The organism is Streptomyces sp. NBC_00461 (assembly GCF_036013935.1).
Taxonomy (GTDB): Bacteria; Actinomycetota; Actinomycetes; order Streptomycetales; family Streptomycetaceae; genus Streptomyces.
Map to the genome: position 1 here is coordinate 7,059,222 of NZ_CP107902.1, position 15,355 is coordinate 7,074,576.

Here is a 15,355-nt window from a genome sequence, read left to right on the forward strand (position 1 = left end):
TTGAAATCATGGCCCCAGGCGCCATGCCCCTCAATTCTGGGGGAAATACCCCCAGACCCCCTAGTTGGACAAAGTCACTCTCCGACGCACAGCCGGTCCCGTACTGGCTGGAAGACCCCGGCAAGCCCCACGCCGAGCCCGCGCTCACCGGCGCCGAGACCTGCGACCTGCTGGTCGTCGGCGGTGGCTACAGCGGACTGTGGACCGCGCTCATCGCCAAGGAGCGCGACCCCGGACGGGATGTCGTCCTGCTGGAAGGCCGCGAGGTGGGCTGGGCCGCCTCGGGCCGCAACGGCGGCTTCTGCGCCGCCTCCCTCACCCACGGCCTGCCCAACGGTCTGACCCGCTGGCCGGACGAGATCCACAGGCTGCAGGAGCTGGGCGCCCGCAACCTCGACGAGATCGAGAAGGCCGTCGCCCGCCACTCCCTGGACTGCGACTTCGAGCGCACCGGCGAGATCGACGTGGCCACCGAGACGTACCAGGCGTGGGAACTGCGCGACTGGTACGAGGAGATGGAGCGCGAGGGCCTCGCCGACGGCGTCGAGTTCCTGGACGCCGAAGCGGTGCGGGAACAAGTCGACTCGCCGACATTCCAGGCGGGCCTGTGGGACCGCCGGGGCGTTGCCATGCTCCACCCGGCCAAGCTCGCCTGGGGCCTGAAACGTGCCTGCCTCGCGCTCGGCGTGCGCGTCTACGAGCACACTCCGGCCCTGGCCCTGAAGCCGTACGGCGCCGGCATGGCCGTACGCACCTCCTACGGCTCGGTCCTCGCCCGCAAGGTCGCGCTCGGCACCAACATCTTCCCGAACCTGGTCAAGCGCGTGCGGGCGTACACCGTCCCGGTCTACGACTACGCGCTGATGACCGAGCCGCTCAGCGACGAGCAGCTGGCGTCGATCGGCTGGAAGAACCGCCAGGGCCTCGGGGACAGCGCCAACCAGTTCCACTACTTCCGGCTGTCCGCCGACAACCGGATCCTGTGGGGCGGTTACGACGCGGTCCACCACTACGGCGGCCGGGTGCGCGCCGAGTACGACGACCGCCCGGAGACGTACGCCAAGCTGGCCGGGCACTTCTTCACCTGCTTTCCGCAGCTGGAAGGCGTCCGCTTCACGCACGCCTGGGGCGGCGCGATCGACACCTGCTCGCGCTTCTCCGCCTTCTTCGGCACCGCGCACCACGGCAACGTCGCCTACGCGGCGGGCTACACCGGTCTGGGCGTGGGTGCCACCCGCTTCGGTGCCGAGGTGATGCTGGACCTGCTGGCGGGGGAGACCACGGAACGCACCTCCCTCGAAATGGTCCGCAAGAAGCCGCTGCCCTTCCCTCCCGAGCCCTTCGCCTGGACCGGTATCGCGCTCACCAAGTGGTCGCTGGCCCGCGCCGATGCACACGGCGGCCGGCGCAACCTCTGGCTGCGGACGATGGACAGAATGGGCCTCGGGTTCGACAGCTGAATGCGATCCGGTGCGGTCCGGTGCGGTCCCGTGTGATCCAGTGCGATCTGATGTGATCCAGCTCACTTCAACTGGGTGTGGAAACCCGCGTAATGCCTGCCAGGAGACCTCCCTCTCTCCCTTGACGCGATCAGCGTCGATCAGCGTCAAGGAGAGACAGGGAGGCTCCACATGGCTGGGGCGAAAACGGCGGTCGAGTGGCTGGCATCCGTTGCTCCGGATCCCGAGGCCTGCCGCTCGGAGTGGGAGCGCAACCCCCTGGGGATCGCGCTGCTGCCCGCCGGCAAGGCCTGGGACGTACTCATCCTGCCGAGCCGGCTCGGCTACCCCACGCTCGACGTCCTCACGCGCATCCTCGACCGGCAGGGACCGGTCCTGGTCGACTTCGGGGACGCGCGCATGGGCTTCTTCGTGCCGCCGGGCACCGCGGCCCGCTGGCTCGGTACGGGCATCCGCACCGCGGGAGCCGGCACCTGGATCGTGGTGCCGTACCCGGGACGGTCGACCGGTGGGGTGCGCTGGCTGGTCCCGCCGGACGGCTCGGGCACCCTCACCGACCCCGCGCTCCTCGAACTGGCGATGCACGAGGCGGCAGCGGGACTGGCGAGCGAGGAGGGCACATGACGGGCCGTTGACACAGGACGGACCGGTGACACATGACGGGCCGGTGATGGCCAGAGGTCTACTCGTCCTCCGTAGTGCTCTCGCGTCGGCCACCCGTGCTGCCGACGCGAACCAGGAAGATCCACAAAGACGTGAGCAGCACCGTGCACAGGCACCAACTGGCCACGACGTCCAGTGGCCAGTGGTAGCCGCGCCGGACCAGGCCGAACCCGACGGCGAGCGTGACGACGGCGCAGGCGGCGACCAGCGCGCGGCGGGCGTACGCCGTGCGCAGCCAGGGGAGCAGGAGCAGGGTCGCCGAGCCGTAGGCGACGGCGGACGTCGCGGTGTGGCCGGACGGGTAGTAGCCGGTCGACGGGGGCATGAGGGGGGTGCTCGGGCGGTCGACCAGGGCCTTGAGGGGCACGATCAGGGCCGGGACCAGCGCCATCACCAGAGCCGCCGCGAGGGGCGGCAGCCACCAGCGGTACATCCCGGACGCCCGGCCCCGCCAGGCCACGTAGGCCAGGACGACGGCGAGCACCGGCACCGCGACCTCGACATTGCCCAGGTCGGAGAGGCCACCGGAGAAACGGTCCGGGTGCGTGAGGGCGAGGCTGACCCTTCGGTCCACACGCAGAAGCAGGCCGTCGGAGACGACCTGCCAGGTGATCAGCGCGAAGAGAAGGGCGGGAAGCCCGAGAAGGAGAAGAAAGGAGGCCGGCCGCCCCGGAACAGGGGGGGTGGTTCCGGGGCGGCCGATCAGATCGGATCGACGCCCACCCCGGGGGGTTTGGGGCGGGCGACTGTCCGATCGGTGAGGAGATCCGGAGCCGGAAGCTCCGTGTGTGTGCGCGAGGGCACGACCAGGGCGAAGCTGGGGAGGCCCCGTCCTGATGTCGCCCACAGTCCCCTGTGGGCGGGGTGTATCTCTCATCTGGGTAGAACCTACGACAGCCGAAGGGCTCAGGACAGGCGGAATCGCGTTACGCCATCCACCTCGCACACCTTCTTCACACGGCCTGACGGCGGCCGCCCCGGCCCCGGAATCGCAGGAGCCGCAAGGGCTGGGGCGGATGGTGCTCATGTGGTGTGCACCCTGTGTGTGACCTGCGGATTCCGTTTGGCTCAGATGCGCGTGAATGCCTGCTCGATGATGTCGAGACCCTCGTTCAGCAGGTCCTCGCCGATGACCAGCGGGGGCAGGAAACGCAGCACGTTGCCGTACGTGCCACAGGTCAGGACCAGCAGGCCCTCCTGGTGGCAGGCCTTGGCGAGCGCGGCGGTCGCCTCCGGGTTCGGCTCCTTGGTCGCGCGGTCCTTGACCAGCTCGATGGCGATCATCGCGCCCCGGCCGCGGATGTCGCCGATGATGTCGAACTTCTCGGCGATGGCGCCGAGGCGGCTCTTCATGACCGCCTCGATGTTCTTCGCCCTGGCGTTGAGGTCGAGCTCCTTCATCGTCTCGATGGCGCCCAGCGCACCGGCACAGGCGACCGGGTTGCCGCCGTAGGTGCCGCCCAGGCCCCCGGCGTGCGGGGCGTCCATGATCTCGGCGCGGCCGGTGACGGCGGCGAGCGGGAGACCGCCCGCGATGCCCTTCGCCGTCGTGATCAGGTCGGGGACGATGCCCTCGTCCTCACAGGCGAACCACTGGCCCGTACGGCAGAACCCGGACTGGATCTCGTCGGCGACGAACACGATCCCGTTGTCCTGGGCGAACCGGCTGATCGCCGGCAGGAAGCCCTTCGCCGGCTCGATGAAGCCGCCCTCGCCGAGCACCGGCTCGATGATGATCGCGGCGACGTTCTCGGCGCCGACCTGCTTGCTGATCTGGTCGATGGCCTGCGCGGCGGCCTCGGGGCCGGCGTTCTCCGGACCGGTCGGCCAGCGGTAGCCGTAGGCGACCGGGACGCGGTAGACCTCGGGCGCGAACGGACCGAAGCCCTGCTTGTACGGCATGTTCTTCGCCGTGAGCGCCATCGTGAGGTTGGTCCGGCCGTGGTAGCCGTGGTCGAAGACGACGACGGCCTGGCGCTTGGTGTACGCACGGGCGATCTTGACGGCGTTCTCGACGGCCTCGGCGCCACTGTTGAACAGGGCGGACTTCTTGGCGTGGTCACCCGGGGTCAGCTCGGCGAGGGCCTCGGCGACCTCCACGTAGCCCTCGTACGGAGTGACCATGAAGCAGGTGTGGGTGAAGTCGGCGAGCTGCGCGGAGGCGCGGCGTACGACGGCCTCGGCGGACGCGCCGACGGACGTCACGGCGATTCCCGAACCGAAGTCGATGAGCCGGTTCCCGTCGACGTCCTCGATGATCCCGCCGCCCGCGCGCGCGGTGAACACCGGCAGCACGGAGCCCACGCCCTGCGCGACCGCGGCGGTACGGCGGGCCTGCAGTTCCTGCGACTTCGGACCGGGGATGGCGGTGACGATCCGGCGCTCCTGCGGAAGTGCACTCATGAGGGGCTCCTGGGGGTGTGCGGCCTTGCGGACTCTTGTCTTCTTTTCTCGCAGGTTAGGGCCGGGAGAGGGGGGTGGGCATGCTCCATGTGGGCGCTGTCGGGGATTCGGGTTGTCCGTGGTGGACATGGCGGGTACGGGTGGACGGTCACCACCGGGTTCGGTTCCGCTCCACGCTCGCGGCCGCGTAAGCGGTGAACTCCCTTGGCGGGGGCGTTAGATTGACCGCTGAGGACGGAACGGCTGGTCAGGGAGCGAGGGCGATGGACAGCGACGGCACGCACGACGCACGGGGTACGCACGCGAATCCTGTGCCGCGTCCGGCGGGGCCACCGCAGGTTCCGGCGATGCCGGCCCGGCCTCCCGCGGCGCCGGATGTGCCACCGCGGCCGGACGGGTCGGCGTTCCTGACGTGGCTGCGCGCGCCGCGGCCGGAGGTGGCGCCGGGCGTGTGGCGGTTCGGGCACCGGCCCCGGCCGGAGGAGGAGCCCGAACTCATCCCCGCCCGCCAACTGGTCAGCGGCGCGGTGATCGCCTTCCTCGTCGGCTGGCTGATCTGGTCGCTGCTGTGGAACGGCTACCTCGGCGGCTGGTGGCTGCTCCCGCTCTACGCGATGATCCCCGGCTCCTGGGCCGAGCCCCACAGCTTCGCCTCGGTCGTGGTCGTCTACGCCTACTACGTGCTGATCGCCCTGGTCATCATGATCGGCGTCGGCAGGCTCGGACGGTGGGGCGAGATCTGGCGCCGCTACGGCCCGCCCGCCTGGAACCGCCGGTCGGCGCCCCGCACCGAACGCCCGCCCGCCCCCGAACAGGACCCCGCCGAGTGGCCCCAGCTCCGCGCCGCCGGAGCCGTCGACGCCGCCGAGCGCCTCGCCGGCGAGGCCCGCTCCGGGCTGATGCGGGACGTGGACCACGCCCGGATCGTCCGCGCCTGGCAGGGCGTGCGCAGCGGCCGGCACACCCTCGCCGCGTTCACCGGCGCCGTGCTCAAGGACGGCGCCGCCGCCTGTCTGCACCCCTCCGGGGAGCGTGACCTGCCGGCCCGGCTCTCCCGGCACGACCTGCTGACCGGGCAGGTGCGGCTCGGCATCACCGCCGACGACCCCCGCAACCCGTACGCCTACCGCGGCGCCGGCCTCGGCCTCGACCCCGATCTGCTCGGCACCTCGCTGCTCGCCGTCGGCCCGGCCGGCTCCGGCAAGACCGGCACGGTGGTGCGGCCGCTCGCCGAGTCGCTGTGCCTGCACGCCCTCGCCGGACGGGCCGCGGTCGTCGTGGTCGGCGCGGCGGGAGCGGGGCTCGGGCCGGTCGACGCGTACGACGTCGTCGTACGGATCGGGCATCCGGAATCGGTGTACGACCTGGACCTGTACGGCGGGAGCGGCGACCCCGACGAGGCCGCGGCCGTGCTGGCAGAGGCGCTGGTCGGGGACCTCGCCGATCCGCACCCGGGCAGTGACAGCCGTCGGTCCACGACCGTGCTCGCCCAGCTTCTGGGACCGTTCCGGGCGGTCCACGGCCGCTTCCCCTCCGTGCCGGAGCTGCGGCAGCTGCTCGACGGAGCGCCCGGTCCGCTGGACACGCTGCGCACGGCGCTGCAGGGCTCGGGCCAGGAGTCGCTGTTGCGTGAACTGGACGCGCGAGAGCGGCAGTTGGGGCACCCAGGTGATGTGGCGGCGGTGCTCGCGGACCGGGTGGCGCTGCTCGACCGGCCCGCCTTCGCCGCGTTCTTCGACACGTCCGGGCAGTCCAAGCCGTTCTCCCTCAAGGCCCTGGACCACCCGGTGCGGGTCCGCATCGACCTGCCCGAGCGTGGGCACGCGGACGCCTCGCGGATGCTGGCACGGCTGGTGCTCGCACAGTTCACGGCGAGCGTGGCGATGCGCGAGGACCGGTCACTGTTCGCCTGTCTGGTGCTGGACGACGCGTCCGGGGTGGTGACCCCGGAGGCGGTGCGCGGGATCCAGCGGCTGCGGTCGGCGAACGCCGGCGCCGTGCTCACCCTGCGCTCCCTGGACGACGTACCGAGGCCGTTGCGCGGTCCGCTGCTCGGCTCCACCGGATGCCGGATGGCGCTGTCCGGGCTCACCCCGTGGGACGGCCAGGACTTCGCCGAGGTGTGGGGGAAGGAGTGGACCGAGGCGCGGGACGTCACCGACCGGCAGATCATCGCCGAGACCCCGGCGGGGAAGGCCCTGCACGTACTGCGCCGCGTGATCACCGGCAAGGCGCCGACCCAGCGGGCCGTGACCGTCCGGCAGGTCGAACGCGAGCGGTGGTCGGCGTCCGAGCTGGCGCACGGGGTGCCGCCGGGGCATGCGGTGCTGTCGCTGACGAACGTGAAGGGGGAGCACGCGCCACCGCTGCTGGTGGATCTGAGGGGATAGGTCCCTCCGTCACAGCACGCGTGACCGTACGGTGAGGCAGAATCGGCAGAGGTCGTTCATACGTGGCGGCCAAAAGATCACCCTGTTCGCGTGATCTCCGCAGACAGTCCCGCCGACCTGAAGGCCTCATGCCCCCGACGCTCGCCTCGCTCGTCCACCACTCCGCGCTCAAGCTGACCGTGCGCGCGGGTGAGGACCGCCTGGACGTGCCCGTCCGCTGGGCGCATGTCAGCGAGCTCGCCGATCCGGTGCCCTACATGGACGGCGGGGAGCTGCTGTTGATCACCGCGCTGAAGCTGGACGCCGAGGATCCGCAGGCGATGCGGCGGTATGTGAAGCGGCTGGCGGAGGCCGGCGTGGTGGGCCTCGGCTTCGCCGTCGGCGTCAACTACGAGGAGACCCCGAAGGCGCTGGTCGACGCGGCTCGGGAGCAAGGGCTGCCGCTGCTCGAAGTACCGCGCCGCACGCCCTTCCTCGCCATCAGCAAGGCCGTGTCCGCCGAGATCGCCGCCGACCAGTACCGGGCGGTGACGGCGGGCTTCGCCGCACAGCGGGAACTGACGAAGCAGGCGCTCACCGACGGTCCTGAGGGCCTGCTCGCCGGACTCGCCTCGCAGGTCGACGGCTGGGCGGCGCTCTACGACGCCTCGGGCGCCGTCGTCGCCACCGCACCGGAGTGGGCGGGCAGGCGCGCCGCGCGCCTCACCGCGGACGTGGAGCGGCTGCGGGAGCGGCCGGCGCCGGCGTCCTCGGTGGTCGGGCCTCCGGACAACGAGGACCGCGTCGAACTGCACTCCCTGGGCACCGGGCGCCGCCCGCGCGCGGCGCTCGCGGTGGGCACCGCGGCGGCCCTCGGCACGGCCGAGCGGTACGCGGTCCACTCGGCGATCGCGCTGCTGACACTGACGACGGAACGCTCCAGGTCGCTCCACGCCGCGGAACAGCGGATCGGCGCGGCGGTGCTGCGCATGCTCCTCGCGGGGGAGCCGGACCATGCGCGTGCCGTCGCGGGCCACCTGTACGGAGGCCTCCTCGACGCCCCCTTCCGGATGATCGTCGCCGAGACGGCCACGAGGGTGGCCGCCGACGCCGGCGGCGACCCGCTGGCCGCGCTCGCCGAGGCCGTGGAGTCTGCGGCCGCGCGGGCGGGGGAGGCCGTACTGGTCGTGCCCGAGGGGGAACGGCTGATCGTGCTGGCCCCCGACGGAGGTGCGGCGGTCGCCGCGTGCGGTGAGTACGCGGCGGCCCTGGAAGCCGCGCGGGAGCCGGCCGGCGGTGACGGGGACGAGGTCGTGGTGGGGCTGTCGGCGCCCGTGGGGCCGATCGCGGCCGCGGCGGCGTACAAGCAGGCCGAACAGGCGCTGTCGGTGGCCCGGCGCCGGGGACGGGTGTGCGTGGCGCACGAGCAGCTGGCGGCCGGATCCGTGCTGCCCCTGCTCGCCGACGACGCGGTGAAGGCGTTCGCGGACGGGCTGCTGCGCCCGCTGTACGAGCACGACGCGACCGGGCGCGGCGATCTGGTGGCCTCGCTGCGGGCATGGCTCTCCCACCACGGCCAGTGGGACGCGGCAGCGGCCGACCTGGGGGTCCACCGACACACCCTGCGCTACCGGATGCGAAGGGTGGAGGAGATCCTCGGCCGATCCCTGGACGACCCGGACGTACGGATGGAACTGTGGCTTGCCCTGAAGGCGACATCGGCAGGCGACTCCAGCCCGGGGTAAAACCAGCCCTGGCTGATTTCAGCCCCTCCGGCGTTTGAGGAGCGGGGGTCCGGGGGCGGAGCCCCTGGGGAGGGGACGGGCAAGGGCGGCGGGGCGAAAGACCCCTCCCGTGCACCCCGTGCAACCCCTCGCACCCACCACCGCGCCAATCCGGCGCACCCCGCCCGCCGACCAGTACGCCCCGGACAAGCGCACCCCCGCCCCCACCGCCCTACCGTGGACCCACAACCACCCCGCACACCCCCTAACGCGGAAGGGCCGGACCCGCACATGCCCCAGAGCAACGTCGCAGCCACCACCGCCTTCTGGCTCGCCGGCCGCCAGGCCACCGGCGAGGACACCTTCGACGTCACCTCCCCGTGGGACGGCCGGCTCGTCGGCAAGGTGAGCGTGCCGAGCGACGCCCAGGTCGAGGAGGCCGTCGCCGCCGCCCACGCCGTCCGCGAGGACTTCGCCGCCACCCCTGCCCACGTCCGCGCCGCCGCCCTCGACCACGTGAGCCGCAGGCTCGTGGAGCGCACCGAGGAGATCGCGCAGCTGATCTCCGCCGAGAACGGCAAGCCGATCAAGTGGGCCCGCGGCGAGGTCGGCCGCGCCGTCTCCGTCTTCCGGTTCGCCGCCGAGGAGGCCCGACGCTTCAACGGCGGCGAGGCCCAGCGCCTCGACACCGACGCCGGCGGTCAGGGCCGTCTCGCCCTCACCCGCCGCTTCCCGAAGGGCGTCGTGCTCGGCATCGCGCCCTTCAACTTCCCCCTCAACCTGTGCGCCCACAAGATCGCGCCCGCGATCGCCGCCGGTGCGCCCATCATCCTCAAGCCGGCACCCGCCACCCCGCTCTCCGGCCTGATCATCGGCGACCTGCTCGCCGAGACCGACCTCCCGGCCGGGTCCTGGAGCATCCTCCCGGTCGCCAACGACAAGATGCCCGCCCTGGTCCAGGACGAGCGCCTGCCGGTCATCTCCTTCACCGGTTCCGAGAAGGTCGGCTACGCGATCATGGACTCGGTGCCGCGCAAGCACTGCACGCTGGAACTGGGCGGCAACGGCGCGGCCGTCGTCCTCGGCGACTTCGCGAGCGACGCCGACCTCGACTGGGCCGCCACCCGCATCGCGACGTTCTCCAACTACCAGGGCGGCCAGTCCTGCATCTCCGTGCAGCGGGTCATCGCGGACGCCTCCGTGTACGACCGCCTGCTGCCGCGCATCGTCGCCGCCGTCGAGGCCCAGGTCACCGGCGACCCGGGCGACGACAAGACGGACGTCGGCCCGCTGGTCAGCGAGGACGCGGCCAAGCGCGTCGAGTCCTGGGTCAAGGAGGCCGTCGAGTCCGGCGCCACCCTTCTGACCGGTGGCGACCGCGACGGCGCCTCCTACGCGCCGACCGTCCTCACCGACGTACCGGCCGATGTCACCCTCTCCTGCGAGGAGGTCTTCGGACCGGTCCTCACCGTGCAGAAGACGGACGGCGAGGCCGAGGCCCTCGCCGCCGCCAACTCCTCCAAGTACGGCCTCCAGACGGGCGTGTTCACCCACGACCTCCAGGCCGCCTTCCGCGCCCACCGCGCCCTGGAGGTCGGCGGTGTCGTGATCGGCGACGTCCCCTCCTACCGCGCCGACCAGATGCCGTACGGCGGTGCCAAGCAGTCCGGTGTGGGACGCGAGGGCGTGAAGTTCGCGATGGACGACTACACGTACGAGCGCGTGCTGGTCCTGACCGGGCTCGCGCTCTAGCCGATGGATGGCTAGCTAATGGGAACCATTTTCATATAGGCTCCCGAAGGGGCCCGGCACCGATGCCTTCCGGTGCCGGGCCCCTTCTTCAAATCGGCCTTCTCCGGACCCTCAACCGGAGAAGCCGACATGCGCAAGCCGCAGTGGGCCGCGCAGCCTGAGGTGTACGTCGCGCACGCCCTCGGCGACGATGCCGGCGCCGAGCGTGGTGTAGGCGTACAGGTCGTCCGGATCGGCCGGGTCCGGTGTCAGTGAGGCGAGCACCGCGCCCCCGCCGAGGGACAGTTCCACGACGCCCTCGCCGGCCACGGTGACCGTCACCTCCGTGACGCCGTCCCCGAAGTCGCAGTCGCGGTAGATCAGTTCGGCACTCCGGTCCGCGAGCGACGTCACCGCGTCCCCCGACGTCTTCGTACGGTCGACGATCGCGGCGCCGCTCTGCTCGTCGAAGTCGGCCGCGTTCAGGCCGTGCCGCAGGACGGGGCGCGGGGCGCCCGGCTCGCCGTCCAGGATCACCGTCGTACGCAGGCGGATGTCCTCGCTGGAGGCGCCGGCCATGAGGTCGTAGGGGCCCGACTGCAGGCGCCATCCGCCCCGGGCCACGTCCCAGAACTCGAAGGCGGACAAGGGGACTTCGAAGGACAGCTGCTCCCGCGCGCCGGGCGCCAGCGTGATCCGGCGGTGGGCGAGCAGCTCGCGGCGCGGGCGGGGGAGCGTGGACTCGACGGCGCGCGTGTAGAGCTGCGCGACCTCGTCGGCCGTGACGTCACCGGTGTTGGTGACCGTGAAAGCGACGTGCGCCGTCCCGCCCTCGACGCGCACCGACAGGTCGGAGTAGGCGAACGACGTGTACGACAGGCCGTGCCCGAACGGGAACAGCGGCGTCCCCTCGAAGTACAGGTACGTCTGGCGGCCGCCGATCACGTCGTAGTCGAGGAGGTCGGGCAGGTCGGCGTCGTTCTCGTACCAGGTCTGCGGGAGGCGGCCCGCGGGGGAGACGTCGCCGGACAGCACACGGGCCAGAGCCGTGCCCGCGGCCTGGCCGCCGTGCGCGGTCCACAGCACCGCCGGGAGGGAGGCGGTCTCGATGGCGTACGGATACGCGGAGATCAGCGCGAGCGCCGTGTTCGGGTTGGCGGCGCGGGCGGCGCGCAGGATGCGCTCCTGCTGGGCGGGCAGCCGCAGCGTGCTGCGGTCCTCGGTCTCGCGGCCGTTGATGTGCGGGTCGTTGCCCGCGACCACCAGCACCACGTCCGCCCCGGCAGTGACCTGCGTTACTGCGTCGTCGCCGCGTTCGGTCACGATGAGCTCGAACGTTTCCGGATTCTCGTCGGCAACCTTTACTCCGTCCGCGGCGACAGAGACGTGGCGACCCGTACCGATGTGCCTGAGGAGGTGCCCGCTCTCATGAGGTTCCAGCCGGAACGTCTCCTGCACGACCCAGCCGCCCGGCTGGTCCGCGGAGGCACGTACGTAGCCGTCGTCGGCCACCGAGAGATAGCGGCCGTCGGGGGCGCGCAGCGTGAGGACGCCCTCGCCCCAGTCGACCAGGGCGAACTCGGTGCCGTCGGTGGCGGTGGTGAGCGGGGGCAGGTCGGTGCGGCCCGCGAGCAGCGCCGGGTCGAGGGCGCCCTCGGCACCGCGCACCTCGTCGGTGGCGCCGACGGCCGCGGGCACGTGCACGAACGCACCGGAGGACGTCTTCAGGAGCACCCGGTCCACGCCCTCCGCGAACTCCACGTGCTCGGCGCCGAACCGCTCGTACAGGCCCTCCAGCGGGGTGGAGCGGTGGATGAGGGTGCCGCTGTACCAGTCGCGTTTGCATTCGTCGGCGAGCAGGCCGACCACGGCGAGGCGGGTGCCGGGGGCCAGCGGCAGCAGTCCGTCGTTCTTGAGGAGCACGACCGCCTGCTCGGCCGCTTCCCGGGCGAGCGCCTGGTGGTGCGGGGTGTCGAACTCCGCGGTGAGCGCGTGCGGGTCGTAGGCCTGGTCGAACTCGCCGAGCCGGAAGCGGACGGAGAGCTGGCGGCGGACGGCCAGGTCGATGTCGGCCTCGGTCAACAGACCGTCCGCATACGCCTTGTTGACCCGTCCGGCGATCTGCGAACTGTCCGTCCCGTGATCGGTGAAGCTGTCGACGCCCGCCAGCAGCGAGGCCGCCGTCGCCTCCTCGTGGGTGTCGTAGTAGTGCTCGTGGTCGACCAGGTTGGAGGGCGCGCCCGCGTCCGAGCAGACCAGCAGATCCTGGTCGGTCCAGGCACGCAGGTGCTCGCGCAGGTACGGGGAGACGTGGTTGGGGCGGCCGTTGACCAGGTTGTACGCCGGCATCACCCCGGCCACCCCGCCCGCCTCGACGGTCTCGCGGAAGGCACGCAGGTCGTACTCGTGCAGCACGCGGGGGCGGACCGAACTCGACGAAGTGGCCCGGTCCGTCTCGTTGTTGTGGGCGAGCCAGTGCTTGAGGACGGGGGCGGTGCGCCAGTACGTCGGGTGGTCCCCGCGCAGTCCGCGGGTGTACGCGGTGGCGATGGCCGACGTCAGTTTCGGGTCCTCGGAGTAGCCCTCCTCGTTGCGGCCCCACAGGGGGTGGCGCAGGAGGTTCACGGTGGGGGCCCAGACGTTGAGGCCGACGCGGTCGTCGTGGGCGCGCAGGGCGCGGATCTCCTTGGACACTGCCTCGCCGACCCGGCGTACGAGGTCCGTGTTCCAGGTCGCGCCGAGGCCCACGGCCTGCGGGAAGACGGTGGCCGGCCCCATCCAGGCGACACCGTGCAGCGCCTCCTGCCCGGTGCGGAAGGCCTCGATGCCCAGGCGTTCCACCCCGGGCACGAACTGGTGCAGGAAGGAGATCTTCTCGTCGAGCGTGAGCCGCTCCAACAGGTCGTCGATGCGCTTCGCGAACGGCAGTTGCGGGTCGCGGAACGGTGGCGTGGGCGGCGTGTGTGCGGTCACGTGGGGATCCCCTTGCGATGGAGCGGCTTAGCCTTTCGAAGCGCTTCGATGCTCATTCGACGTACGGCCGTGTGTCAAGAGACGCTCACCGTCGCTTCAAGGGGCACATAAGAAAAGGTCAGTTGAGACAGCTCGGAGGAATCTTGGAAGGGACCCTTGTGCACCCCCAGCAGTTCACCTAGCCTCACACCACATCGAAGCGCTTCGACTACGAGGCCCCAAGGCATTGATCGTAGGGGCGCTTCAGCTCAGCCAGTTCCACTCAAGACACCGCAGCCGACGGCCACCGCCGGGTGTCCTGGTGCGCCATGAAGGGTTGACGCAATGACGCCGAACGCCGCTTCCGCCTCCTCCGGGCCCAGCCGGAGAAGCTTCCTCGCCTCCACCGCGGTCGCCACCGCAGCGGTGGCGGGCGGGATGCCTCTGCTTGCCGCGTGTGGGAGTTCGAACGGCGGGTCGGGCGGGGGCACGACGTCGGGGAAGAACGCGAAGAAGATCCTCCCGGCCTACCTGGCCAGCAATGTGGTGACGCCGGACATCCCGTCCAAGAACGGCTCGGCGATGGGCTTCACCCGCGAGCTGGCGATGGCCGACCTCAAGACGTCCGTGCCGAAGAAGCTCGGCAAGGGCGGCAAGGTGACGATCATGTCGCCGTTCTGGGGCTCGCCGCCGAAGCAGAACAACCCGTACTACACGTCGATGAACAGCCTGATCGGCGTCGACGTCCAGTGGCAGAACCAGGACGGCAACACCTACGACCAGAAGCTCGGCGCGGTCCTCGCCTCCAGTGACGTCCCCGACGTGGTGGTCATCCCCGGCTGGAACATGGGCGGCAAGATACCCAGCGCCATCACCAGCAAGTTCGCCGACCTGTCCCCGTACCTGTCCGGGGACAAGGCCAAGGAGTACCCGAACCTCGCGACGATCCCGACCGACGCCTGGCAGCGGTCGATCTTCGGCGGCAAACTGCGCGGCCTGCCCCAGCCGAGCCCGTACGTCACGGGCATCATCCCGCTCTACCGCAAGGACATCTTCGACAAGGAGGGGTACGACCTCCCCAAGTCGGCCGACGAGTTCACGGCCCTGTGCAAGGAGATCACCAACGCCAGGGCCAAGCGCTGGGCCTGCGGCGACATGAAGTGGACCGCGTTCGAGATCTTCGGCGTGCTCTCCGGCTCGGAGAAGCCCCTCGGCTGGAACCTCGCCGACGGCAAGATGACCTACCGCATCGAGACCCCGGAGTACCTCGAAGCGCTGGAGTGGGCCCGCAAGCTGTTCGCCGCCGGGTACGTCCACCCCGACTTCAAGGCGGGCCAGGCCACCGACCCGGCCAGCAAGTTCGGCTCCGGCGAGTTCCTGATCTGGAACAACAACATCACCAACTGGTGGGGGCAGCAGTCGGCCCAGGCCGCCCAGAACCCGGACTTCAAGGTCTGGGGCATGGACCTCTTCGGCCACGACGGCGGCAACCCCACCCTGTGGGCCGAGCAGCCGGCCGGCATCTTCGCCTTCATCAACAAGAAGGCATCCGAGTCCGTCATCCGGGACGTGCTGGCCGTCGCCAACGTCACCGCGGCGCCGTACGGCACCAAGGAGTGGATGATGACCAACTACGGGGTCGAGGGCACCCACTACACGCTGAAGAACGGTGTGCCCGTCAAGAACGACAAGGGCAACAACGAGGTCCTCAACGCCTACGTCATGGTCGCGAGCCCCGCCGCGACCATCGCCCACCCCGACTACCCGGACATCACCAAGGCCAGCGTCGAGTGGCAGCAGCGGATGGGCGCCTTCACCAAGAAGTCGTCCTTCTGGGGCCTGCAGATCACCGAGCCCGCCCGCTACACCAACCTCTCCAACGACTTCGAGAAGCTCGAGGACGACGTCCTCCGCGGCCACAGGAAGATCAGCGACATGCAGCAGGCCGTCTCCGACTGGAAGAAGCAGGGCGGAGACAAGCTGCGCGACTGGTACAAGAAGCTGCTCGACGACAACGGCTCGGCGAACTGACCCGGTACCGAGGCAAGGAGAA

At 71.0% G+C, this 15,355-nt stretch carries 9 protein-coding genes; 6 read left to right on the top strand and 3 right to left on the bottom strand.

Annotation, left to right across the window (positions count from 1 at the left end):
• Window positions 1–8: 8 nt before the first annotated feature.
• Window positions 9–1,460: an NAD(P)/FAD-dependent oxidoreductase gene (locus tag OG870_RS33055; protein ID WP_443063445.1), complete on the top strand. Its 1,452-nt coding sequence runs from the start codon at window positions 9–11 to the stop codon at window positions 1,458–1,460.
• A 171-nt stretch (window positions 1,461–1,631) separates the two neighbouring features.
• The gene (locus tag OG870_RS33060; protein ID WP_266522251.1) at window positions 1,632–2,084 is read left to right on the top strand and encodes a hypothetical protein; all 453 of its coding nucleotides are present in this window, start codon (window positions 1,632–1,634) and stop codon (window positions 2,082–2,084) included.
• Between the two features lie 58 nt (window positions 2,085–2,142).
• Here the strand turns inward: OG870_RS33060 and OG870_RS33065 are convergent, their stop codons facing one another.
• Together OG870_RS33065 and gabT are read right to left on the bottom strand one after the other, a co-directional pair.
• Window positions 2,143–2,970, bottom strand: a complete 828-nt coding sequence (locus OG870_RS33065) for a phosphatase PAP2 family protein (protein ID WP_327692343.1) — start codon at window positions 2,968–2,970, stop codon at window positions 2,143–2,145.
• 221 nt (window positions 2,971–3,191) lie between these two features.
• Window positions 3,192–4,526 (bottom strand): 4-aminobutyrate--2-oxoglutarate transaminase, encoded by a 1,335-nt coding sequence (gene gabT, locus OG870_RS33070; protein WP_266590297.1) that lies wholly within the window; start codon window positions 4,524–4,526, stop codon window positions 3,192–3,194.
• A gap of 263 nt (window positions 4,527–4,789) precedes the next feature.
• Here gabT and OG870_RS33075 point away from each other — a divergent pair, with 263 nt between their 5' ends.
• The 3 genes from OG870_RS33075 (at window position 4,790) to OG870_RS33085 (ending at window position 10,371) form a co-directional block, all read left to right on the top strand.
• Complete coding sequence (locus OG870_RS33075; protein WP_266926542.1) at window positions 4,790–6,916, top strand: ATP-binding protein; 2,127 nt, start codon at window positions 4,790–4,792, stop codon at window positions 6,914–6,916.
• A gap of 128 nt (window positions 6,917–7,044) precedes the next feature.
• Window positions 7,045–8,640 carry a PucR family transcriptional regulator gene (locus OG870_RS33080; protein WP_266843768.1) on the top strand — a complete coding sequence of 532 codons (1,596 nt, stop codon included), beginning with the start codon at window positions 7,045–7,047 and terminating at the stop codon, window positions 8,638–8,640.
• Between the two features lie 270 nt (window positions 8,641–8,910).
• A complete protein-coding gene (locus tag OG870_RS33085; protein ID WP_266522260.1) occupies window positions 8,911–10,371 on the top strand; it encodes an aldehyde dehydrogenase family protein in 1,461 nt (486 codons plus the stop codon).
• 111 nt (window positions 10,372–10,482) lie between these two features.
• On the opposite strand, the gene OG870_RS33090 is transcribed toward OG870_RS33085, so the two are convergent.
• A complete protein-coding gene (locus OG870_RS33090; protein WP_327691778.1) occupies window positions 10,483–13,323 on the bottom strand; it encodes a glycoside hydrolase family 3 C-terminal domain-containing protein in 2,841 nt (946 codons plus the stop codon).
• 324 nt (window positions 13,324–13,647) lie between these two features.
• On the opposite strand from OG870_RS33090, the gene OG870_RS33095 reads away from it, so the two are divergent.
• The gene (locus OG870_RS33095; RefSeq protein WP_266843763.1) at window positions 13,648–15,333 is read left to right on the top strand and encodes an extracellular solute-binding protein; all 1,686 of its coding nucleotides are present in this window, start codon (window positions 13,648–13,650) and stop codon (window positions 15,331–15,333) included.
• Window positions 15,334–15,355: the final 22 nt, after the last annotated feature.